Consider the following 21,296-nt stretch of genomic DNA (forward strand, 5'->3'; position numbering starts at 1 on the left):
TCAGTGGTCCTTGGTCAGCGCGATCGCGATTTCGGCAATCCGGTCTGCAGTTGGGGCATAAGCGGTTTCGAGTGGCTTGGAGAACGGCACCGGCGCGTAGGGCGCGCCGAGCCGCCCCACGGGCGCCTTGAGCCGGCCGAAGAACTTGGCCTGGAGCGTCGCGGCGATCTCGGCACCGACGCCGAACTGGGTGACTGCCTCGTGCGCGATCAGGCAGCGGCCAGTCTTCGCCACCGAAGCGAATACCGTCTCCCTGTCCCACGGCGAGATCGTGCGCAAGTCGATCACCTCGGCCGAGACCCCGGCTGCCTCCATCGCATCGACCGCGCCAAGGACCTCGGTGAGCACGCGCGAGTAGCTGACGATTGTGACGTCGGTGCCTTCCTTCGCCACCCGCGCCTTGCTCAGCGGGACGACATGGCCAGCCGGCGGCGCCTCGCCGGGCGTCCAGTAGGCCGGAAGATTCTCGATGTAGAGCACCGGATCGGGATCGAGAATCGCGGCGCGCATCAGCCCGTAGGCATCGGCCGGGTTCGATGGCGCGACAACCTTCATCCCCGCGGTATGCGCGAACCAGGCCTCGAGGTAGTCGCAGTGCTGGCCGCCGGAGCCGAACCCGGTCCCGGTCATGGTGCGGATCACGATCGGCACGTGGGTCTGCCCGCCGGACATGAACCTGAGCTTCGCCGCGTGGTTGACGATCATGTCCATCGCCACCGTGGTAAAGTTCATCAACATGATCTCGGCGACGGGCCTAAAGCCAACAAGGCTCGCGCCGATCGCCGCGCCGATGATCGCCTGTTCGGCGATGGGGGTTGAGCGCACGCGGTGGTCGCCGAAGCGGGTCGACAGTCCCTTGGTTACACCGACAACACCGCCATCCTCGGGATCGGCGACATCCTCGCCGAGCACGAGCACGGTCTCGTCCTCGGCCATCGCATCGGCGAGAGCACTGCTGATTGCCTGGAGGATGGTGACCGGCTTGGTCTTCGTTGCGGTCCCGCTCATGCCGCTTCTCCCTCGGCGTAGACATCCCGGGTGAGTTCATCGAGCTCGGGAAAGGGCGAGGCCAGCGCGAACTCGACCGCCGCATCGATCCGCGCCTCGACCTCGGCCTCGATCGCCGCGAGTTCGGCCTCGCTGGCGATCCCCTCGGCGATCAGCCGGGCACGGAACAGCGGCGCCGGGTCAGCGTCCATGGCGGCCTTCTTCTGCGCCTTGTCCATATAGGCATCGGCATCGCCGAAGACGTGGCCGTGGAAGCGGAAGGTCATCGCCTCGATCAATGTCGGGCCCTCGCCGGCGCGGGCGCGGTCGACCGCCTCGCGCGCGGCGGCATACATCTCGATCGGATCGTTGCCGTTCACCCGTACGCCCGGCATGTTGTAGGCCGCCGCGCGATCGGCGACGCGCTTGGCCGCGGTCGCCTTCTCGTAAGTCGTGTGCTCGCCATAGAGGTTGTTCTGGCACAGGAAGATCACCGGCAGCTTCCACACCGAGGCGAGGTTGAGGCTCTCGTGAAACGCTCCGATGTTCGAGGCGCCGTCGCCGAAGGTCGCTACGGTCACCCGGTCGTTGCCCTTGAGCTGCGAGCCCCAGGCGATCCCGTTGGCGATCGGCATCGAGGATCCGACGATACCGGTTGTCACCATGATCCCCTTCTCGGGGTAGGTGAGGTGCATCGGCCCGCCCTTGCCCTTGCAGGTCCCGTCGACCCGGCCCGCGATCTCGGCCCACAAGTCATTGAGCGGCATGCCCTTGGCGAGCATGTCGTGAATGCCGCGGTAGATTGTCACCCAGTAATCGTCATCGGTGAGCGCGGTCGCCATCGCAGCGGGGATCACCTCCTGCCCACGATAGCTGTAGTAAGGCATGACGAGCCGCCCGGTCATGATCACCTTGCGGCTGCGCTCGTCGTTCGCTTTCAGCAGCGCAACCTTGCGGTAGATCTCAAGCTGGGTCGCACCGTCGGGCGCATAGTTGCTGGTCATGCCTGCGTCTCCGTCCGGTATGTTCTCTCGGGTCTGTGCCGAGAGCTATTGTGGTCGGAGTGGCAAGCCGGACGATGACTGTCGAGAGGCTCGGGCCAGCCATCGTATGGCCGATGACTGTATCCCTTCAGGTAATTTGGAACAGCCCGGCCGCACCGATCCCGCCCGCTACGCACATCGTCACCACTGCGTATTTCTCGCCCCGGCGCTTGCCCTCGATTAGCGCGTGGCCTGTCAGGCGGGAACCAGACATCCCGAAGGGATGGCCGATCGCGATGGCGCCACCAATCAAATTGAGCCGCTCCGGATCAATACCCAATCGATCGCGGCAATAGATCGCCTGGACTGCGAAGGCCTCATTGAGCTCCCACAGCCCAATGTCGTCCACCGACAGGCCTGCGCGTTCCAGCAGTTTGGGCACCGCGAAGACTGGCCCAATGCCCATCTCGTCGGGCTCACAACCCGCGACGGCAAATCCACGAAACACGCCAAGCGGCTGCAACCCACGCCGCGCCGCCTCGCGGGTGCTCATCACCACGCAGACACTCGCTCCGTCGGAAAGCTGGCTGGCATTGCCCGCAGTCACCGTGCCGCCCTCGATCACCGGACGAAGCTCGGCGAGGCCCTCGATCGTGGTCTCGGGCCGATTGCCTTCATCCTTTGCGAGCGTCACTGTCTCCTCGCCGATGACCGCGCCGGCCCTGTCCTTGACGAGTTTGGTGACTGTGACGGGCACGATCTCCGCGTCGAGCCGACCTTCGGCCTGTGCTGCGGCGATGCGCTGCTGGCTCAGCAGCGAAAACTCGTCCTGCGCCTCTCTGCTGATCCGGTATCGCGCCGCGACGGTCTCGGCAGTCTGGATCATGCTGTCGTAAACTCCGCGCACATGATCCTTGAGCCAGGGATTCTGGAGCCGGTCACCACGAGTTCCGGGTAGCGCGAGCGAGCAGCTGTCCAGGCCGCCAGCCACATAGACGTCGCCTTCGCCAGCCATGATCCGCTGCGCGGCAAGGGCAATGGTGTTGAGACCGGAGGCGCACTTTCGATCCATGGCAAAGCCCGGAACCGAAACCGGCAGCCCTGCGCGCAGGGCCGCCATTCGCCCCAAGTTGCCGCCCTGCGGCCCTTCAAGCCGGGCAGCGCCGAGCAGCACGTCCTCAATTTCGGGGCCTTCGAGACCGGCCCGCGCCATCGCCTCGCGAATGACCAGCGCGCCCAGGTCGGCTCCGTCGAGGTTGTTCAGCGCGCCGCGACCCGCCTTGCCGATGGCAGTGCGGGCGGTGGCGACGATTACGGCTTCGGGCATGGGGTGGGTCCTGTCAGTCAGTGAGGGCGGTGAGGTCGGCCCAGAAGCGGTCTGCTCCCGCAGCAGCGACGCGGCCGCCAAGTACCCCGGACCAGTAACTGTCACCGCCGAACTCGCTGCGCGCTGACCACAGCCGGCGGGTGATCGGGTGCAGGCCATAGTCTTGCGTGAAGCCGATCGCGCCGTGTGCCTGGTGCGCAGCCGCGGTGCCTGCGCCCACCGCTCGATTGGCGCGAAGTTTTGCGGCGGCGATCTCGTAGCTCGCGTCACCGCCGTTGCGATCGAGGGCCTGCGCCACGCCCATCGCCGCGCAGTTCGCCGCCGCTGCCTCGCAGGCGAAGCTGGCGAGCGACTGCTGCACCGCCTGGAACCTGGCCAACGGCCGTCCGAATTGCTGTCGCTCGTTTACGTAGTTGACCGACATGGCGAGCGCCGCGTCCAGTCCCCCGGCAATCTGAGCGACGCGGGCGAAAGCACCAAGCGTGAATACATCCTCGCTTGCGAAGCGTACCGCCGCTTGGTCAAAGTGCAGGACATCGCGCGGTTCCCCAGCCGGGTTGCGACCGGCGATGCTCACCGCGCCGTCTGTTGCAATGAGCATGGTCCCGCCTGTTCCGCTCGGATGCGGTGCGGCAATGAACCCTGCTCCCTCGCTCGCGGCGGCGCCCAGGATCGTGCCAGTGAAGCTATCGTCGACTAGTTTTCCGTTTGAACCGGATGCTATCGTGCCTCTTCCAGCGAAGCCACGATCGGCAGCCAGCCGGGCGGCAATCGCCGCCTCGGCAAGCGGCAGTGCGAGCGCATGGTACCCTAGCAGCCGGAACACGATCAGCGCATCCTGCCAGCTCCCGCCAAAACCGCCGGCGCTTTCGGCTAGCACAAGGGAGGGCAAACCGAGCTCCTCCACTTGGGCCCAGTCACGCTCGACGGTCGCAGTTGGCCCGAGGCTTGCGAACAGACCATCGGCCATGTCGGCCAGCATTTGTTGTTGTTCGTTCATCTGAGGCCCAGCCCCCGCGCGATGATGCCCTTGAGGATTTCGCGCGTACCGCCGCGCAACGAGAACGAGGGCGAGACCTGAAGCAGATGGCCGAGCATGACCGGTAGCGCAGCCTCGCTCGACAGATCTGCTTCGACCGCTGCCTGTACCAGTTCGGGCATTGCTTGCTCGAAGCTGTTGCCTAGGTCCTTCACGATCGTTGCTTCGAGCGCGGGATCATTGCCGGCGGCGATCTGAGCCGCAACCGATGCCGACATCAACCGCAGGGTCCAGGTCTCGGACACGAGCCGACCGATCAGCGCACGCACCGCCTCGCCCGGTTCCGGACCGACCGCGCGGATCAACTCGGTCAGCAGCACAAGGCACGACAGATACCGCTCCGGCCCGGACCTCTCGAGCGAGAGCTCGGCGGTTGCCTGCTTCCACCCCTGGCCCTCCACTCCGAGCAGCGCGGTGTCTGGAAGGCGGACGCCGTCGAAGAACACCTCGTTGAAGTCATGCCCACCGGTGAGGTCGATGATCGGGCGCACGGTGAGCCCCGGCGTGTCCATCGGGATGATGAACTGGCTGAGACCGCCATTGCGCTGCGAGCCCTCTTGCGAGCGGACGAGGGCGATCATTACGTGCGCATTGTGTGCGTTGGTGGTCCAGACCTTCTGGCCATCGATGACCCAGCTATCGCCATCACGCCGCGCGGTCGTCCGGACAGAGGCTAGATCGGACCCGGCACCTGGTTCGGAGAGACCGATGCATGCGTAGACCTCGCCGCGCGCCATGCCGGGCACCCATCGGCGGCGCTCTTCCTCGTGGCCGTAGCGAAGGAGCAGCGTGCCGGTCTGCCGATCCGCGATCCAGTGCGCACCGACCGGTGCCCCGGCAGCAAGCAGTTCCTCGAGCACCACGTAGCGCTCGAGCGGGCTGCGCTCATGCCCGCCATATTCCCTTGGCCAGGTCATACCCAGCAGCCCGGCGCCGCCGAGCGCCCGACTGAATGCCGGATCGGCTACCGCCCAGCAGTTTGTTCGCGCCGCCGGATCGCCTTCACCGACATGCTCCTTCACCAGGGCACGCACTTGACGGCGCAGGGCAGCGCCCTCGTCCGGCCAGGACAGCGCCTGGATCGCAAAAGTCTGCACGACGTATTTCTGCCTGCTGTTTCATCGCTTTTGTGACGCAGTCGCTTTGGTCCGCCAATCGCGCGCTTTGGTTCATCACAGCAGCGATATGCCGGACTGGCAGGCTGGCTGGGGCTCTGCCGGCTGCTACAAATGTCGCTCGCCGCCGGCGGCGGACCGGCCCAGAGCGAGCTTCAACGCGGATTGCAGGAGAACTGTTGATGTCGATCGATGTGACCCGTGAGGGTGGGGTTGCCACCGTCACGATCAATCGCCCGGAACGCAAGAACGCGGTCACCATGGCGATGCGGCAGGCTTTCCAGAGCGTGTTTCAGGACTTGCAGGACGATGACGAGGTCCGCGCGATCATCCTCACCGGCGCGGGCGGCGATTTCGCAGCGGGCGCCGACGTTGGCGAGATGGGCACCGGCGGGGTGCGCGGCAACATGGTCAAGTCCCGCACGCTCCATCGCATGGTCCGCAGCGTTGCGCATACGAACAAGCCGGTGATCGCCGCCGTGGAAGGCGTTTGCATCGGCGTGGCATTTGCGCTGGCGCTGTCGTGCGATTTCATCGTTTGCGCTGAGAACGCGCGTTTCCAGTTCGCCTTCCGCCACATCGGGCTGGCGATGGACGGGGCTGCCGGTTGGCTGCTCGAGCGGCACGTTGGCGTCATGCGTGCCAAGGAGATCGCCTATAGCGGACGCTTCGTGAGCGGCGAGGAAGCGGCGCGGCTCGGCTTTGCGCTAGAATCGGTCGCGCCGGGTTCTGCACTCGCTCGTGCGAACGAACTAGCCGCCAGCCTCGCGACTGCCCCGACGCTCGCCCTTTCGCAGATCAAGCGCCAGTTCGACAGCGCGCCGTCCCAGTCGCTCGACGAGGCCTTGGAATTCGAAGCCGCAGTGCAGGCCCTGATGACCTGGACCGAGGACTTTGCCGAGGGCACCCGGGCGTTCAAGGAAAAGCGCAAGCCGGCATATCGCGGAGCCTGAGGGCGGGCGCGCACCCGATCGCCATTTTGCCAGTGTCGGATCATCAACGCTGCGAATGTCGTAGGGACCTTGATCAACGGCCTGGCTTTATGCCTCATCATCCGCGTGGCGTGCGCTTGCTGTGCAGGTAAGCGGAGCAGGTTTGACGGCAAGATCGTAAATCGACCTGCTTCGCGAGAAAGACGCCGGAAGGCCTTCGTCAAAATCGCAAATTGCAATTGCTGGCCGGAATCCGCTGGCTCTGCATTCCACCTGTTGCTTCGTCAAAGCGAGCCAACGCGAAGCCTGCATGGCAAGCAATTCGGCAGATATCTCTAATCTTATCACAGGATTGGGTGAGGATTTGCGCGACCGCCATCGCGATTGCGATCAACAGGCCGTCGCCCTGTTCGTCCCGCCGAGTTGCCAATATCCCGCTCCTTGCAGACCAAAATTCGAGGGGAAGATGCTATGAGGATGTTTGGGCGGATGTTGCTGGCTTCTGCGGCATTGATCTCGGCTTCCGGGCATGCCTGGGCCGAGGAGGCAACGCCCGCACCTGCACCCGATCCGGCTGCTGCTAACGGTAGCGATGCCGGCGATATTGTCGTGACGGCGCGGCGCCGCGAGGAATCCCTGCAGAACGTGCCGATCGCCGTGACTGCGGTTTCCGGCGCCGCGCTCGTCAAGACGGGAGCCACGGACATTGCCAACATCCAGGCAGTCGCGCCGTCCCTGACGATCACCACCCAGGGGACCAGTCGTACGGCCTTCGCCCTCTCGTTGCGCGGACAGCGCACGAACGAGGCTCAGTTGCTGACTGACCAGCCGGTCGGTGCCTATTTTGCAGAAGTGCTGCAGGCGCGATCCATCGGGTTCGCATCATCGCTTTACGACATCCAGTCGGTCCAGGTGCTCAAGGGCGTCCAGGGCACGCTTTTCGGCCGCAACATGACTGGTGGTGCGGTGTTGGTGGAGCCCAATCGTCCAACCGACAAACTGGAGGGCGAAGTTGTCGCGCAAGTCGGCAACTACAAGATGCACGACGTCTACGGCATGCTCAACATTCCGCTGGCCGACTGGGCATCGCTGCGTGTTGCCGGCAAGACCCGCGAACGCAAGGGGTACACGACCGACGTCAGCGATGGTCGGGATTATGATGACCAGAACTACGATACCTTCCGCGTTTCACTTCGGCTGACGCCAGGCGGCGGCATCGAATCGACCACCATCTTCGACTGGCTGCGAAGCCGCATTCATGGGTCTGCGCTTTATCCGACCGCAATCGATCCCACCGCACCGGCTATCGGTGGCTATGCCTTCTTTCGCTCAATCGGATTGAACGTCTCCGATCCAGTTGCACAATTTGCCCGGCAAAAGACGTTGGGTCGACAGCAGTTCGATCAGGGTTTCGGTGACGGCGGCAATCTCGACGCCTATGGGTTCAAGCCCTTCGAATATAGCAAGAACTGGGGGATTACCAACCGTACGACAATCCCGGTTGGCGATCTCAAAGTGAAGAATGTGTTCGGCTACCGTAAAGTTGACTATGCTTCCTTTCAGGACCTGGACGGGGTTCCAGCGTTCTTGATCAACTCCGGGCAGACCCGGAATATCGAGCAATACAGCGAAGAATTTCAGGTACAGGGGAAGGCACTCGAAAATCGCCTCGATTTTGTTACCGGGCTCTACTACTTCCTTGAACAAGGAACCGATGGATCGACCTCCGAACAGTTTCCTGAGCTGGCGCTTGTCAGTCAGGGATTGCCGTTGACCACACCTGCCGTCCTGTTCCGGAATGCTCTTGGTGGAAGCGGGCGCGCGGAGGCCTTGGCCGGCTACCTTGCAGGCACCTACAAGTTCTCCGACAAGGTGCAACTGTCCGCCGGCGGGCGCTATACATCCGACAAGCGCCGCGCGACCGTGTCTCCGCAACTACCGGCGCTCGGCATCTGCCTCTATCGCCGGCCTGACGGGACGAGCTTCCCGCTCGCGCAGTGCACTCACTCGAATTCCCATACCTGGAATGCCTTCACCTGGGACGTGACTCTTCAATATCAGCCATCAGACGCGCTGACGGCTTATATTGCCACCCGCAAGGGCTTCCGCGCCGGCGGCTTCTCGCTCCGAGCCACATCGGACGCCGAGCTCGCGCCGTTCAATCCCGAGAAGGTGCAGGAGTACGAACTCGGCCTGAAAACGCGCACGGACCTTGGCGGTGCTCGCCTGACGACTGCTACGGCCCTGTTTTTCCAGAACTACAGGAACGTACAGAAGCAGCAGTCCGGCATCGACGGTGGCGGCAACGTCACGACAATCATCTCGAATACCGCTGCCCAGCACAACTACGGTGCAGAGTTCGATGCAAGCCTGCGTTCCGGTCCGTTCGACATGACGCTGTCCTACGCTTATGTGAACATCGACATCACGAAGGGGCGTCAACCGTTCGAGCATGAACTCGTGGGTGCTCCCCATCACCAGGTCGGCGTCACGCTGAACTATGGAACTCCGATTGCCGGTTTGGGGGACCTGAACCTCAATGCCAGCATGTCTTATCGCAGCAGCACCTGGCTCGACCTCAACGATGACCAGAGTTTGGAAAAGGGCTATGCCCTGGTCAATCTCCGCGCCTCGCTTGGCAACATCAAGGGTACCGGAATAGGCGCTGCCGCGTTCGTGAACAATCTGACCGACAAGTTCTACCGCGTCGGCGTCATCGGAATTTATCGGGAAGCCGGCTACATCTCCAGCACCTATGGAGAACCGCGAACCTACGGTTTCGAGCTTTCCTACAAGTTCTGATCCTGATTTGTTAGAGTGGTCGGCCCCGCACCGAAATAGGTGGGGGCCGCACTCCATCGCCTCAATTGTGTCGGCGTTCAGTCGGTGCATTCGCGCTGATTTTTCGTTTTACTCCTGCGCCGCCTTCCAGTCGCGCCTGATCTTCTTGGCAAGCGACCATTTGTGCACCTCGGTCGGGCCATCATAGATGCGGAACGCACGCACCTCGCGGAACACCTGCTCGACGATCGTCTTGTCGGTGACCCCGGTGCCGCCCATCACCTGGACGCAGCGATCGGCGATCCGCATCAGCGCTTCGGACACTGCCACCTTGGCCATCGAGCTTTCGACCGTGCCGAGCGAGCCTGTGTCGAGCACGCCGGCGCACCAGTCGATCATCAGTTCGGCCTGCCTGAGATCGATCAGGTTTTCCGCAAGCATGAAGCCCACGCCCTCGTGGTCGATCAATGGCTTGCCGAAGGCCTGGCGGCGATTGGCGTAATCGGTGGCGATCTCGTGCGCCCGCTGGCAGGCGCCGTGCCAGCGCATGCAGTGCGACAGCCGCGCCGGGCTCAGCCGGATCTGCGCAAGCTTGAACCCGAGACCGGAGACTGGGCCGTTCCAGGGCCGAGCTAAACCAAACGCAGCGAATCTCGCGCTGCGATCCGTCCCAAGCGGATGCATCCTGTTCCGAAAATCTGCACCATCAGTGCACCACAGGAGCCAGAGAGCCTCCCGGGGGCGGTGCAAGTTCTCAGCTAAGTGATTGATTTATTGGTCGGGACGAGAGGATTCGAACCTCCGACCCCCACACCCCCAGTGTGATGCGCTACCAGGCTGCGCTACGTCCCGACCGGAAGGCGCGCGCTATAAGCGGGGGTTCGCGCAATGGCAAGGGCGCGCGGGGGTAACCCCGGAAAGTCCCGCCGTAGGGCGTTCGATTGCCATGCAAAGCCTTTGCTGCTAGGCGCGCCCGTTGTCTGCCGGTGAAGACCACAAGCCGCGCTCACGTGCGGTTTTTCCGTCTTCCCTGCCCCTTTCGAGTTCGCCCAGCCCCATGACATCACCTTCGCTCGTTTCGTTTCTTTCGGCGGCTTCCGCGGGGGCTGCCGATCCCGCCGGGCCGCCTGCCTGGATGCAGTTCCTTCCGCTCGTCGCGATGGGCTTCATCTTCTGGTTCCTCATCCTCCGGCCCCAGATGCGCCGCCAGAGGGATCACCAGGCCACTATCGCCTCGATCAAGAAGGGCGACCAGGTCGTCACCGCCGGGGGCCTGATCGGCAAGGTTCTGCGGGTCGACGAGCATTACGTTGACCTGGAACTCGGGCCCAACGTCAAGGTCAAGGCGGTCAAGTCGACCATCGGCGACATCGTCCCCGCGGGCGGCGCCACTCCGGCGAACGACTGATCCTTCGACAACCGGCGACCCGGCCTGAGGGCGGTCGCGCATTTCTGGAACGGATTGCGAATGCTCGATTTTCCTAAGTGGAAGGTCATCTGGCTGTGGACTATCACGCTGGTTTGCGCGCTTTGCGCCCTGCCTTCGCTCAGCAGCACCATGGGCATCACCTGGCCCGCCGCCTTGCCCGCGCCGCGCATCAACCTCGGCCTCGACCTTGCCGGCGGTAGCCACATCCTGCTCGAGGCTGACCCCGCGCAGGTTACCCGCCAGCGGCTCGAGAACATGGAAGAGAGCGTCCGCGCCAAACTGCGGACCGCGACTACACCGGTGCGGATCGGCGACATTTCCAGCCGCGGCGGTTCGTTGACGTTCATGGTCCAGGACCCGACACAAGTCGACCAAGTACGCGAGCTGGTTCTCCCGCTCACCAGCGGCGCGGGCCTGACCGGCCAGCGCGACTGGAACATCCAGGTCGTCGACGGAAACCGGTTCGTCATGACCCCAACGCAGGAAGGCATCGACCAGGCGATCAGCCAGGCGATGGACACCGCGACCGAAGTGGTGCGCAAGCGCATTGACGCGCTCGGCACCCGCGAACCGACGATCATTCGCCAGGGCGACAACCGCATCGTCGTTCAGGTCCCGGGCCTCAGCGATCCGCAGGCGCTCAAGAGCCTGCTGGGCCAGACCGCAAAGCTCGAGTTCAAGCTCGTCGACCCGACGGCGATACCGTCGGACGTGGCCCAGGGCATCGCGCCTCCGGGCAGCGAGATCGTTCCCTATGCCGAAGGCACCCAAGGACAGCCCACCGGGGCGATCGCGGTCAAGCGCCTCGGCGGGATCAAGGGCGATCAGCTTACCGACGCCAAGCAGAGCTATGACCAGAACAACCGTCCGGTCGTCTCGATCACCTTCAACCAGGAAGGCGGCGCCAAGTTCGCGCGGCTGACGACCGAGAACGTCAATCGCCCGTTCGCGATCATCCTCGACGGCAAGGTTCTGTCCGCCCCCAACATCAACGAACCGATCCTGGGCGGCAGCGCGCAGATCAGCGGCAACTTCACTGTCGAAAGCGCCAACCAGCTTGCCATCTCGCTGCGTTCGGGTGCGCTTCCGGTCGACCTGAAGGTGATCGAGGAACGCACCGTGGGCCCGGACCTCGGCGCCGATTCGATCCGCAAGGGCATGATCGCGATGCTTGTCGGCACCGTGCTGGTGATGGTCTTCATCGGGGTGACCTACGGCCGGTTCGGCATCTACGCGGATCTGGCGCTGATCATCAACGTCCTCATGATCCTCGGCATCATGGCGATCGCTAACACCACGCTTACGCTGCCAGGCATCGCCGGCTTCGTGCTGACCATCGGCGCCGCCGTCGACGCGAACGTGCTGATCAACGAGCGCATCCGCGAAGAGCGCAAGCGAGGTAGAAGGGTCGTCCAGGCCGTGGAAACGGGCTACAAGGAAGCGAGCCGCGCGATCTTTGACGCCAACCTAACGAACGTAATCGCGGCGGTACTGATGTTCCTGTTCGGCTCGGGTCCGGTGCGCGGTTTCGCCGTGGTGCTGATGATCGGTATCGTTACCTCGGTCTTCACCGCTGTGACACTGACCCGCCTGTGGGTCGCCCAGTGGCTGCGCCGCGCGCGGCCCTCGACCATCGAAATCTAGGGATCGCCGCGATGCGCCTGCTCAAGCTCGTCCCCGAGGACACCAACATTCATTTCCTGCGCTGGCGGGTGCCGTTCTACGTCGTCAGCCTCATCCTGATGGCGGCTTCGTGGACGCTGGTCTTCACGCAAGGGCTGAACCTGGGAGTGGATTTCGTCGGCGGCCAGATGATCCGCACCACCTTCACGCAAAGCGCGGAGGCCCCCGTCGCTTCGCTGCGCGGCGAGGTCGCGGCGCTCGGCTACGGCGATCCGATTATTCAGCGCTATGGCAAGCCCAATGAAGTCTCGATCCGGATGAAATTGCCCCAACTTTCCGGAAAGGACCCGGGGCAGGCCGACGCGATGAGCCGCAAGATCACCGCTGCGATCAAGGCGGCACATCCCGACGCAAGGATCGACGGCGTCGATTCGGTTTCGGGCAAGGTTTCGGGAGAGCTCTACAAGACCGCGATGACGGCGCTCATCGCCGCGATGATTGCGATCTCCGCCTATATCTGGGTGCGATTCGAATGGCAGTTCGGCGTCGGTGCGTTGTTTGCACTGGTGCACGACGTTTCGCTGACGATGGGGATGTTCGCGCTAACCCAGCTCGAATTCGACCTCAACATCGTGGCGGCAATCCTCACGATCATCGGTTACTCGCTCAACGATACGATTGTGGTCTACGACCGGATTCGCGAAAATCTGAAGAAATACCGGCGCATGCCGCTGCCCGAGCTGCTTGATCTCTCGGTCAACGAGACACTGGCGCGCACCGTCATGACCTCGCTGACCGTCCTGATTACGCTGCTCGCGCTGCTCCTGCTCGGACCTCACGTGACGTTCGGGTTCACGGCGGCGATCACGCTGGGCATCTTCGTCGGCACGTACAGCTCAATCTACATGGCCGCGCCGATCCTGATCTGGCTGCGGGTGACGTCGAGCAGCTTCATTCCGACCGAGAGCGCGGTCGAGCGGCAGGAACGCGCCGCCCGCGCGCGCTAGGGCAAGGACCGTCCGCCGCCGAGCAAACCGTCGTAGTGGCGGGCAAGCGCGGCGGCGTTGGCTTCCCAGCTGAAGCGCGTGACCGTTGCAGCCACTGCTTCTTGCGGCTGAGGATCGGCGAATATCTCGCCCACCGCCTGTGCGATCGCATCGGGATTGCGGGCAGCAAGGCGTCCCGCGACCGGCGTGTCGAGCAATTCGCGCGCACCGCCGACGTCGCTGATCACGATCGGCGTGCCGCAGGCCAGCGCCTCGATCCAGGCATTGGCAAGGCCTTCGCTCGCCGATGGCAGGACCATTGCGTCGGCAGCAGAGAGGATAGTCGCAAGCTGTTCATGGGGCACTGATCCCGGGAACTGCACCCGGTCGCTCAACCCCAGCTCGGCGGCAAGGCGGCGGAGATCTCCTTCGTCTGGCCCGGTCCCGACAACCTTCAGCACTGCATCGGGCAGCATCGCCAGAGCGCGCAGGGCGAGGCGCTGGCCCTTGCGGGGCGTCAAGGCTCCCACGGTGACAAGGAGCTTGCCCGATGTAGCAACGTGGAGGCCGGCGTTTTCCGCAAGTTGTGCGCGTGCCTGCGAGCGCTCGGTTACCTCGAACAACTGACGGTCAAGGCCGGTATAGTGAACCGAAATTTTTTCCGGTTGCATGCCAACCGCGATCATGTCGCGCCGCAGCGCATCCGACACGGCGAGCAAACCGCGCGCTTGGCTCGCCGCAGAAAGCATCCGCCGGCGCGCGAAGCCTCGTTGACCCCAATAGTGGATGTCGGCGCCACGGGCCTTGATCGAGAGCGGCAGGCCAAGCGATGCCGCGACCCGCGCGGCTGCCGGGCCGTCGGGATAAAAGAATTGGGCGTCGATCAAGTCGAACGGGGTGGCGCGGTGAAGGCGCTGTGCCAGTGGCAGCACCGCCCGGGCAATGAGCGCGGGATTCCACCGGCCGCCCAGCTTTGGAACAAGCGTAAAGCGCGGCCGATGGACGTCGATCCCGCCTTCGACGGCGAGACTCGGCAGGTCCGCGATTTCGCGATACTGGCCGAAAGGCACTGTCGGCATTCCCAAGGGATTGATCACCGTCACCTCCCAATCGCCCCGCGCCGCGAGCGCTTCTAGCGACCGGGCGACGAACGTGCCGAACGCGGGCCGCACCGGGTTCGGATAGAGCGTCGCCAGCGACAGGACGCGGCGAGGGGCTGCCACGTCCCCGGCCGTCACAGCGACCGGACCAGCATTTCGGCAACAGCGAGCCACGGCGGGCGGTCGATCACCACCTGCCGCTGGCCGGCGCCGGGCGGAAGGATAGCGATCCGTCCGTCACGACCGTCAATCATCCGGCCGAAGGCAAAGCGCCCGGCGGGACGGGGGGCGAGCACATCGCGATTGAGCGCGCGGCCAAAATCGTCGTGGGCGAGCTGGCGCAACCACACCTGGTCGCCCGCACGATAATCGCCCGCGCCGACCTCTATCGCCAGCGCCACCATCGTCCCGTCGCCGCCAAGCGTGCTGGGCAGGATCGCTTCCATTTCGCGGGGCAGGGCCTCCGCTCCCGATTCAACCAGGCGCGCGATCATCTTGGGGGTCGCCGCTTCTGCCCCCCGGACAAGCGCCTCCGGCTCGACTTCAAGTGCCGCGGCAATGCGGTTCATCCAGTCGAGCGAGAGATTGCGCATGCCGGTTTCGAGCCGCCCGATGGTTTGCGCGGTGGTCGGCGGATCGCACCGCACCGCGACATCGGCCAGGGTCATGCGCCTCTGCCGTCGAACGTCTCGAATGCGGTTGATCATGGTAAGCCGGCACCTTTCGCGCGAACCAATATGGTTTTTCACTTTCCTACAGGCGGCCAGCATTGGCAAGGCCGGACAGCCGAGGATTCGGCACGTCTGGGCGAAAGGCATACGGGAATGGCAAGATATCTGGTCGAACGCGAACTGACCTCCGAAGGGCCGCGCCGCACGCAAGGGCAGGGTGGTCAGGCGCTGCGGGGAAAGCGGAGCGTGACCGTGAATCTCGGCGAGTCGCCGCTGGCTTGGCTGCATGCTCACGGCCATCTCACCGACCGGCAGTACGACGCGGGCGAGCGATTGCGCACCGACTGGGAGAAGGGCCAGCGCGCGCCTTCGATCACCATGCGATGGGATCCGGTTCGAGGGCAGGGAAGCGCATCGGGGGACCTGACGCCAGGCGAGCGGCAGCTTGCCGCGCGGACGCGCTTCGACGCGGCGGTGGCGGCAGCAGGACCGGGGCTGTCCGACATTTTGTGGCGCGTTGCCTGTGCCGGGGAAAGCGTCCCGGTCGCCGAGCGCGCGCTGGCCTGGCCGGTGCGCAGCGGCAAGCTGGTGCTCCGCCTGGCGCTCGACCGCGTCGCCGATTTCTACCGCTTGAGCTAGTTCGCGATCCTAGCCGTCGACTAACTCTGCGAGCGAGAGCCAGCGCTCTTCCGCCGCCTCGACTTCCTTTCGCGCGGTCTCGATCGCCTGCGTCAGAGAAGCGAAGCGGGCGGGATCACGCGAGTAGAGATCAGGATCGTGCAGTGCTTCCTCGTCCCGCGCGATCTGTGCAGAAAGTTCCTCGATCCTCCCGGGGAGAAGGTCGTAATCGCGCTGATCCTTGAAGCTCAGCTTCACCTTTTTCGCCAACGGCGGGGCCGCGGCCGGTGCCGGTGCCGAGGGCGCGCGTGCCAGCGCAGGCTTGGCCCGGGCTGCATCGCGCGCTTTTCGCCGGGCCTCCCAGTCGGCATAGCCGCCCGCGACGATATCGACCGTGCCCGACCCGTCCAGACCGAGAGTGACTGTCACCGTCCGGTCGAGAAAATCGCGGTCGTGGCTGACGATCAGCACCGTCCCGTCGTAGTCCGCGATGACTTCCTGCAGAAGGTCCAGCGTCTCGAGATCGAGGTCGTTGGTCGGCTCGTCGAGGACCAGAAGGTTTGAAAGGCGCGCGAATTCGCGGGCGAGCAGAAGGCGTGAGCGCTCGCCGCCCGAAAGGATGCCCACCTTGGTGTCGACCAGCGAGGGATCGAACAGGAAGTCCTTGAGATAGCCCTGGACGTGCTTGCGCACCCCGCGCACATCGATCCAGTCGCCGCCGGCGGCAAGCACGTCGCGTACGGTCTTCTCCGGCGCCATCAGGCTGCGCTGCTGGTCGATGATCACTCCGTCGAGCGATTTTGCGAGGGTCACCGTTCCGCTGTCGGGCGCGATCTCCCCCGTCAGCAGCTTGAGGAGCGTGGTCTTGCCGGCGCCGTTGGCGCCGACGAGCCCGATCCTGTCCCCGCGCTGGATGCGCAGCGAAAAGTCGCGGATGATGTGGCGGCCCCCGAATGATTTCGACACCTTGTCGGCAACGATCACCGATTTCGAGCGCACGTCGTCGCTGCCGAGCTGGAGCTTGGCCGGTCCCGCGGGCCCCAGCATCGCGGCCCGCGTCGCGCGCATTTCGTAAAGCTTCTCCAGCCTTCCCTGATTGCGTTTGCGCCGGGCCGTGACGCCACGCTCGAGCCAGTGCGCTTCGAGCTTAAGCTTCGCGTCGAGTTTTTCGGCCGCCCGCGCTTCCTCGGCATAGACGCTTTCCATCCATGCCTCGTAACCACCGAAGCCGACGTCCTTGCGCCGCAGCGAACCGCGGTCGAGCCACAGTGTTGCCTTCGTCAGGCGGGTGAGGAACGTCCGGTCGTGGCTGATCGCGACGAACGCGCCGGTGTAGCGCTGAAGCCAGGATTCGAGCCAGTCGATCGCCGCAAGATCGAGGTGATTGGTCGGCTCGTCCAGAAGGAGCAGGTCGGGCTCCGAAGCCAGTGCCCGGGCGATCGCCGCGCGCCGCCGTTCGCCGCCGCTGGCGCTGTTGGTCGGGCGGGAAAGGTCGATGCCGATCTGGTCGGCAATCGCCTCAACCGCGTGGCGTTCGGGCGCGTCGGGACCGGTAGTGGCGAAGTCGAGCAGCGTTTCCCCGCCAATGTAGAACGGATCCTGTTCGAGAATGACGATCCTGGTGCCTGGCTGGACCGAGCGCTTGCCCCGGTCGGCCTCGATCTGGTTGGCAATGAGCCGAAGGAGGGTCGACTTGCCGACGCCGTTCCGCCCGATGAGCGCGAGCCGGTCGCGCGGACCGATGTGGATGTCGAGGTCGCGGAAAAGCCAGCCATTGCCCTGGATCAGACCAAGGCCTTCCCACGATAGTATCGGTGCTGCGGCCATGGCGGCGCGGGTTAGCGGCGAGATCGGAGCGCGTCCACCCGCCGCGTGCGGGAACCACAAGGTTCAGCGCTGCGTAATGCATCGAGGGGCAGCGATCCGGCCCTCGACTTTGGAGGGACACAATTCATGCGCATGACCGTTGCAATGGCGCTTGCCGCCGCGACCTTACCCGTTCCCGCGCTGGCTGCCGAGGTGCAGATTGGCGTGCAGGGACCCGTCGTCGAGATGACGGTCAACGAGGTCGTGCGCTCCGCGCCCGACACCGCAACGGTGGGAGCAGGTGTCAGCACGCGTGCGCCCACTGCAACGGCGGCGATGCAGCAGAACGCCGCGGCGATGGACAAGGTCATCGCAAGGCTGCGTGCGCTCGGCATCGCGCGGGACGACATCCAGACCGCAAGCATCTCGCTCAGCCCGCAATACCAGTACAATAACGACAACATGCCGCCCCGTTTTCTCGGCTATGAGGCATCCAATCAGGTTTCGGTGATCCTGCACGATCTCGACCGCGTGGGCGGGACGCTGGACGCATTGGTGTCCGCCGGCGCGACCAACATCAATGGTCCGTCGTTCAGCCTCGACAAGGACGAAGCTGCACGCGCCACCGCGCGCAAGAACGCTTTCCAGCGCGCGCAGAGCGAGGCGATGGAATTCGCCAGGCTGGCGGGTTTCAGCGGGCTGCGCCTACTGGAAGTTTCCGAGGCCTTTACGGGCCGCGGGCCTGTTCCTTACGCCGCCGATGCGGTGATGGTCACGGCGCAGCGCGTCGCCAAGACGCCGGTAGAGCCGGGTCAGGTAGGCACCGGCGTGAACCTTACCGTCAAATATGAGATGACGCGCTAGGGCGGGATCCTGAACGATGGACGGTCACGGCATTCACGGGTTGTTCAATGCGAGATGCTTAGGCATGCCAGCATCATGCGCCGTACCGCTCTTCATCTTGCCGCAACGGCCCTTGTCCTGCTCCCGCTGGTCGCGCACGCCGAACCCCGGCGTGACGAGCAGGGCCAGGTTCGCCGCGAAATGCGCGAAGGCAACGTGCGTCCCCTGCGCGACATCGAGCGGCGCGTCCTGCCCTCTATGTCGGGGATGCAGTACCTTGGCCCCGAATACGACGCGACCGCGATGGCCTACCGCCTCAAGTTCATCCGCGACGGCCGGGTGGTCTTCGTCGATGTCGACGCGCGCAGCGGCCAAGTCCTGCATCAGTCGCGTTAGTTTGCCATCGCCTATTAGGGCCTCGCGCTTGACCGGCCCTGCCAAACACACCATTTCGGCACTTCGCAGTGCGCCAGCAAATGGCGCAAAAGGGGACAAGCGATGCGCATCCTGATCGTCGAGGACGAACCGACTCTCGGCAAGCAACTCAAGTCGACGCTCGAGCAGACCGGTTATGCCGTGGATCTGTCGACCGATGGCGAGGACGGCCATTTCCTTGGCTCGACCGAGGAATACGACGCAGTGATCCTGGATCTCGGCCTGCCGGAGATTGACGGGCTGACCGTGCTGGGCATGTGGCGCAAGGAGGGGCGCAAGTTTCCAGTCCTTGTCCTGACCGCGCGCGACAGCTGGTCGGACAAGGTCGCCGGCCTCGATGCGGGCGCCGACGATTACCTGGCCAAGCCCTTCCAGACCGAGGAACTGATTGCCCGGCTGCGCGCGCTCATCCGCCGCGCCTCGGGCAACTCCTCATCCGAGCTCATCGCAGGCGACGTGCGGCTGGACACCCGTTCGGGCCGCGTCACGCTGCAGGGCGAGCCGGTCAAGCTCACCGCCCAGGAATACAAGCTCCTCAGCTACCTTCTCCATCACAAGGGCAAGGTGGTAAGCCGCACTGAACTGATCGAGCATATCTACGATCAGGACTTCGACCGCGATTCGAACACGATCGAGGTCTTCGTGACCCGGATTCGCAAGAAGCTGGGTGCCGACGTGATAACCACGATCCGTGGCCTCGGTTACAGCCTCGACGATCCCGCCGGTCCCGGCCGCGGCTGATCCGCCGCCGCGCGGGAGCACGCCTTCCGCCGAGGCGGAGCGCGCCGCCGATCCGCGTCCGGACGATCGGTCCGCTCCGGCGGAAATGGCTTCGCGCAATACCGGGTCGATCACGCGGCGCATGCTGCTCATTGCCGCAGCGTGGATTCTCGTTCTCCTGATCGGTGGCGGGGTGGCGCTGGACCGCACGCTGACCGGACTGGTCGTGCGCAATTTCGACGACCAGCTCGGCTACATGCTCACCGCGATGGTCGCTTCGGCCGAGATTGGCCCCGACGGCGAGGTGTTCTTCAACCGGCCGCTCGGTGACCAGCGTTTCCTCGAGCCGGGCAGCGGGCTTTACTGGCAGATCAGCGGGCGGGGCCACGAGGACTTTCCCTCGCGCTCGCTATGGGACCGCAGCCTCGCGGTGCGAACCGATCACGTCGATAGCGAACCGCATATCTACGACAGCGACCAGTTCGCGGGCGAGCCGTTGCGGGTTATCGAACGGTCGATCATTCTGCCCGACAGCAAGGTCCGCTGGTGGTTCACCGTCGCAGCAGCGCGAGGTGAACTGGATGCGCAGTTGCGCCGGATCCGCTCGATCCTGGTGTGGAGTTTCGCGATCCTGGGTTTCGGCCTGTTTCTGATGGCGGCGCTGCAGATCTACTACGGGCTTGGGCCCTTGCGCCGCGTTCGCCGAGCCATCGTCGAGATGCGCGAAGGCCGCGCCAATCGCGTCACGGAGCCATTGCCGCTCGAGGTCCAGCCGATGGTCGAGGAACTCAACGCGCTTCTCGCTCACGTCGAGCGTCAGGCCGAGGAGGCGCGGACGCATGCGGGCAACCTGGCCCATGCGCTCAAGACCCCGCTCACGGTGATCATGAATGCCGCGACCGCCAAGGCACCCGATCTAGCCGATACGACGATCCGCGAAGCCGCGGTGATGCGCCGCCAGGTGGATCACCATCTTGCTCGCGCCCGCGCCGTCGGCCGTCGTGCGGTGGGCCATTCGCGCGCGACCGTGTGGGACAGCGCGGAAGCCGTCGTACGGTCGGTCGCACGGCTTTACGAGAGCGTCCGCCTGGACCTCGACGGTGACCGCGAGGCGGCGGTGGCGATCGAACGCCAGGACCTCGACGAGATTCTCGGCAACCTGATCGAGAATGCGGCCAAATACGGCGGCGGAAGCGTTTTCGTGACCGTCTGCGCTACCTCTGACGATCCGCGCTTCTGCGAGATATGGGTCGAGGACGACGGGATGGGCATTCCCGAAGAGGAACGCGTCCGCATTTTCGATCGCGGAGCGCGTCTGGATACCGGAAAGCCTGGCACTGGCCTCGGCCTTGCCATTGTCCGCGATGTCGCCGAAATCTATGGCGGATCGGTGGAACTGGGCGAAAGCGAGGATCTGGGCGGGCTCCTCGTGACGCTGCGCCTGCCTCGCGCGCGCTAGGCCGAGTGCCTCAGCCGCGCTGGGCTTTTTCGTGGTGGCGGATCACTTCCTCGATGATGAAGCGCAGGAATTTCTCGGAAAACTCGGGATCCAGATTGGCTTCGCCCGCCAGCTTGCGCAGGCGCGCGATCTGCCGCTCCTCGCGACCGGGGTCTGACGGCGGCAGCGCGCGGGCGGCCTTGTAGGCGCCGACGGCCTGGGTGGTGCGAAAGCGCTCTGCAAGGATGTGGATCAGTGCGGCGTCGAAGTTGTCGATGCTGGCGCGATAGCCGGCAAGGACCGGGTCGGGCTCGCCGGCGGCGGGTGCGGGGGCGGTCTGCTGGCTCATCGCGGTTGCCGTAAGGCGCGATTCAGCGCTTGCCAAGTTCCTGCAGCCCTTCCAAGTGACGGCGGTGAGCGCTTCCATCCTTCCCTTTACGCGTGCGGCCCAGCCGTCGCTTGA

Annotated in this window: 20 protein-coding genes, 1 tRNA gene and 1 pseudogene; 10 read left to right on the forward strand and 12 right to left on the reverse strand. The window is 64.7% G+C overall.

The features are described from left to right. From ACFO0A_RS08015 to ACFO0A_RS08035, 5 genes are all read right to left on the reverse strand, one after another. A complete protein-coding gene (locus tag ACFO0A_RS08015) occupies positions 1–1,008 on the reverse strand; it encodes an alpha-ketoacid dehydrogenase subunit beta (RefSeq protein WP_379538493.1) in 1,008 nt (335 codons plus the stop codon). Further along, the gene (locus tag ACFO0A_RS08020) at positions 1,005–1,991 is read right to left on the reverse strand and encodes a thiamine pyrophosphate-dependent dehydrogenase E1 component subunit alpha (RefSeq protein ID WP_379538494.1); all 987 of its coding nucleotides are present in this window, start codon (positions 1,989–1,991) and stop codon (positions 1,005–1,007) included. Before ACFO0A_RS08020 ends, ACFO0A_RS08015 begins: the two co-directional genes overlap by 4 nt. 127 nt (positions 1,992–2,118) lie before the next feature. Continuing rightward, positions 2,119–3,297, reverse strand: coding sequence for an acetyl-CoA C-acyltransferase (locus ACFO0A_RS08025; RefSeq protein ID WP_379538495.1), 1,179 nt, complete (start codon positions 3,295–3,297; stop codon positions 2,119–2,121). A 13-nt stretch (positions 3,298–3,310) separates the two neighbouring features. After that, positions 3,311–4,297 (reverse strand): acyl-CoA dehydrogenase family protein, encoded by a 987-nt coding sequence (locus ACFO0A_RS08030; RefSeq protein WP_379538496.1) that lies wholly within the window; start codon positions 4,295–4,297, stop codon positions 3,311–3,313. Next, positions 4,294–5,433: an acyl-CoA dehydrogenase family protein gene (locus tag ACFO0A_RS08035; RefSeq protein ID WP_379538497.1), complete on the reverse strand. Its 1,140-nt coding sequence runs from the start codon at positions 5,431–5,433 to the stop codon at positions 4,294–4,296. The genes ACFO0A_RS08030 and ACFO0A_RS08035 overlap by 4 nt, the downstream gene beginning before the upstream one ends. A 200-nt stretch (positions 5,434–5,633) precedes the next feature. Here ACFO0A_RS08035 and ACFO0A_RS08040 point away from each other — a divergent pair, with 200 nt between their 5' ends. Beyond that, complete coding sequence (locus ACFO0A_RS08040) at positions 5,634–6,404, forward strand: enoyl-CoA hydratase/isomerase family protein (protein ID WP_379538498.1); 771 nt, start codon at positions 5,634–5,636, stop codon at positions 6,402–6,404. A gap of 199 nt (positions 6,405–6,603) precedes the next feature. On the opposite strand, the gene ACFO0A_RS08045 is transcribed toward ACFO0A_RS08040, so the two are convergent. Continuing rightward, positions 6,604–6,813 carry a hypothetical protein gene (locus tag ACFO0A_RS08045; protein ID WP_379538499.1) on the reverse strand — a complete coding sequence of 70 codons (210 nt, stop codon included), beginning with the start codon at positions 6,811–6,813 and terminating at the stop codon, positions 6,604–6,606. A 59-nt stretch (positions 6,814–6,872) separates the two neighbouring features. On the opposite strand from ACFO0A_RS08045, the gene ACFO0A_RS08050 reads away from it, so the two are divergent. Further along, complete coding sequence (locus ACFO0A_RS08050; RefSeq protein ID WP_379538500.1) at positions 6,873–9,185, forward strand: TonB-dependent receptor; 2,313 nt, start codon at positions 6,873–6,875, stop codon at positions 9,183–9,185. A 108-nt stretch (positions 9,186–9,293) separates the two neighbouring features. Here ACFO0A_RS08050 and ACFO0A_RS08055 read toward each other — a convergent pair. After that, positions 9,294–9,773 (reverse strand): annotated as a pseudogene (locus ACFO0A_RS08055) (acyl-CoA dehydrogenase family protein); the annotation flags it as partial. A gap of 166 nt (positions 9,774–9,939) precedes the next feature. Continuing rightward, positions 9,940–10,016, reverse strand: a tRNA-Pro gene (locus ACFO0A_RS08060). A 205-nt stretch (positions 10,017–10,221) separates the two neighbouring features. Here ACFO0A_RS08060 and yajC point away from each other — a divergent pair. From yajC to secF, 3 genes are read left to right on the forward strand one after another with little or no spacing between them, the layout of a single operon-like run. Beyond that, positions 10,222–10,572 carry a preprotein translocase subunit YajC gene (gene yajC / locus ACFO0A_RS08065; RefSeq protein WP_379538501.1) on the forward strand — a complete coding sequence of 117 codons (351 nt, stop codon included), beginning with the start codon at positions 10,222–10,224 and terminating at the stop codon, positions 10,570–10,572. 60 nt (positions 10,573–10,632) lie between these two features. Continuing rightward, positions 10,633–12,237, forward strand: coding sequence for a protein translocase subunit SecD (gene secD, locus ACFO0A_RS08070; protein WP_379538502.1), 1,605 nt, complete (start codon positions 10,633–10,635; stop codon positions 12,235–12,237). 11 nt (positions 12,238–12,248) lie between these two features. Continuing rightward, on the forward strand, positions 12,249–13,223 hold the full coding sequence (gene secF / locus ACFO0A_RS08075) for a protein translocase subunit SecF (protein WP_379538503.1): 975 nt from the start codon (positions 12,249–12,251) through the stop codon (positions 13,221–13,223). Here the strand turns inward: secF and ACFO0A_RS08080 are convergent. Together ACFO0A_RS08080 and ACFO0A_RS08085 are read right to left on the reverse strand one after the other, a co-directional pair. Continuing rightward, positions 13,220–14,425: a glycosyltransferase gene (locus ACFO0A_RS08080; protein WP_379538504.1), complete on the reverse strand. Its 1,206-nt coding sequence runs from the start codon at positions 14,423–14,425 to the stop codon at positions 13,220–13,222. The two genes, secF and ACFO0A_RS08080, sit on opposite strands and share 4 nt — an antisense overlap. A gap of 11 nt (positions 14,426–14,436) precedes the next feature. Beyond that, positions 14,437–15,009, reverse strand: coding sequence for a helix-turn-helix domain-containing protein (locus tag ACFO0A_RS08085; protein WP_379538505.1), 573 nt, complete (start codon positions 15,007–15,009; stop codon positions 14,437–14,439). A 117-nt stretch (positions 15,010–15,126) separates the two neighbouring features. Between ACFO0A_RS08085 and ACFO0A_RS08090 the strand changes: the two genes are divergently transcribed. Then, a complete protein-coding gene (locus tag ACFO0A_RS08090) occupies positions 15,127–15,612 on the forward strand; it encodes a DUF6456 domain-containing protein (RefSeq protein ID WP_379538506.1) in 486 nt (161 codons plus the stop codon). Positions 15,613–15,621: 9 nt separating this feature from the next. Here the strand turns inward: ACFO0A_RS08090 and ACFO0A_RS08095 are convergent, their stop codons facing one another. Then, entirely contained in the window at positions 15,622–17,418 is a 1,797-nt protein-coding gene (locus tag ACFO0A_RS08095) for an ABC-F family ATP-binding cassette domain-containing protein (RefSeq protein ID WP_379538507.1), read from the reverse strand. A gap of 126 nt (positions 17,419–17,544) precedes the next feature. Between ACFO0A_RS08095 and ACFO0A_RS08100 the strand changes: the two genes are divergently transcribed. The 4 genes from ACFO0A_RS08100 to ACFO0A_RS08115 all read left to right on the forward strand — a co-directional run bounded on the left by ACFO0A_RS08100 (position 17,545) and on the right by ACFO0A_RS08115 (position 20,854). Continuing rightward, the gene (locus ACFO0A_RS08100) at positions 17,545–18,261 is read left to right on the forward strand and encodes an SIMPL domain-containing protein (RefSeq protein ID WP_379538508.1); all 717 of its coding nucleotides are present in this window, start codon (positions 17,545–17,547) and stop codon (positions 18,259–18,261) included. A gap of 75 nt (positions 18,262–18,336) precedes the next feature. After that, complete coding sequence (locus tag ACFO0A_RS08105) at positions 18,337–18,636, forward strand: PepSY domain-containing protein (protein ID WP_379538509.1); 300 nt, start codon at positions 18,337–18,339, stop codon at positions 18,634–18,636. Positions 18,637–18,738: 102 nt separating this feature from the next. Further along, on the forward strand, positions 18,739–19,416 hold the full coding sequence (locus tag ACFO0A_RS08110) for a response regulator transcription factor (protein ID WP_379538510.1): 678 nt from the start codon (positions 18,739–18,741) through the stop codon (positions 19,414–19,416). Positions 19,417–19,501: 85 nt separating this feature from the next. Beyond that, positions 19,502–20,854 (forward strand): sensor histidine kinase, encoded by a 1,353-nt coding sequence (locus ACFO0A_RS08115; RefSeq protein ID WP_379539627.1) that lies wholly within the window; start codon positions 19,502–19,504, stop codon positions 20,852–20,854. Between the two features lie 10 nt (positions 20,855–20,864). Here ACFO0A_RS08115 and ACFO0A_RS08120 read toward each other — a convergent pair whose 3' ends face one another. Next, the gene (locus ACFO0A_RS08120) at positions 20,865–21,182 is read right to left on the reverse strand and encodes a chorismate mutase (protein WP_379538511.1); all 318 of its coding nucleotides are present in this window, start codon (positions 21,180–21,182) and stop codon (positions 20,865–20,867) included. Between the last annotated feature and the right edge of the window lie 114 nt (positions 21,183–21,296).

This window comes from Novosphingobium tardum (genome assembly GCF_042652045.1).
Classification (GTDB): Bacteria; Pseudomonadota; Alphaproteobacteria; order Sphingomonadales; family Sphingomonadaceae; genus Novosphingobium; species Novosphingobium tardum.

Coding starts and splice junctions, on each gene's coding strand:
- ACFO0A_RS08020 (WP_379538494.1), bottom strand. CDS start 1,991: ATGACCAGCAACTATGCGCCCGACGGTGCGACCCAGCTTGAGATCTAC.
- ACFO0A_RS08015 (WP_379538493.1), bottom strand. CDS start 1,008: ATGAGCGGGACCGCAACGAAGACCAAGCCGGTCACCATCCTCCAGGCA.
- ACFO0A_RS08120 (WP_379538511.1), bottom strand. CDS start 21,182: ATGAGCCAGCAGACCGCCCCCGCACCCGCCGCCGGCGAGCCCGACCCG.
- secF (WP_379538503.1), top strand. CDS start 12,249: ATGCGCCTGCTCAAGCTCGTCCCCGAGGACACCAACATTCATTTCCTG.
- ACFO0A_RS08040 (WP_379538498.1), top strand. CDS start 5,634: ATGTCGATCGATGTGACCCGTGAGGGTGGGGTTGCCACCGTCACGATC.
- ACFO0A_RS08025 (WP_379538495.1), bottom strand. CDS start 3,297: ATGCCCGAAGCCGTAATCGTCGCCACCGCCCGCACTGCCATCGGCAAG.
- ACFO0A_RS08050 (WP_379538500.1), top strand. CDS start 6,873: ATGTTGCTGGCTTCTGCGGCATTGATCTCGGCTTCCGGGCATGCCTGG.
- ACFO0A_RS08105 (WP_379538509.1), top strand. CDS start 18,337: ATGCGCCGTACCGCTCTTCATCTTGCCGCAACGGCCCTTGTCCTGCTC.
- ACFO0A_RS08030 (WP_379538496.1), bottom strand. CDS start 4,297: ATGAACGAACAACAACAAATGCTGGCCGACATGGCCGATGGTCTGTTC.
- yajC (WP_379538501.1), top strand. CDS start 10,222: ATGACATCACCTTCGCTCGTTTCGTTTCTTTCGGCGGCTTCCGCGGGG.
- ACFO0A_RS08090 (WP_379538506.1), top strand. CDS start 15,127: ATGGCAAGATATCTGGTCGAACGCGAACTGACCTCCGAAGGGCCGCGC.
- ACFO0A_RS08110 (WP_379538510.1), top strand. CDS start 18,739: ATGCGCATCCTGATCGTCGAGGACGAACCGACTCTCGGCAAGCAACTC.
- ACFO0A_RS08100 (WP_379538508.1), top strand. CDS start 17,545: ATGCGCATGACCGTTGCAATGGCGCTTGCCGCCGCGACCTTACCCGTT.
- secD (WP_379538502.1), top strand. CDS start 10,633: ATGCTCGATTTTCCTAAGTGGAAGGTCATCTGGCTGTGGACTATCACG.
- ACFO0A_RS08095 (WP_379538507.1), bottom strand. CDS start 17,418: ATGGCCGCAGCACCGATACTATCGTGGGAAGGCCTTGGTCTGATCCAG.
- ACFO0A_RS08115 (WP_379539627.1), top strand. CDS start 19,502: ATGGCTTCGCGCAATACCGGGTCGATCACGCGGCGCATGCTGCTCATT.
- ACFO0A_RS08085 (WP_379538505.1), bottom strand. CDS start 15,009: ATGATCAACCGCATTCGAGACGTTCGACGGCAGAGGCGCATGACCCTG.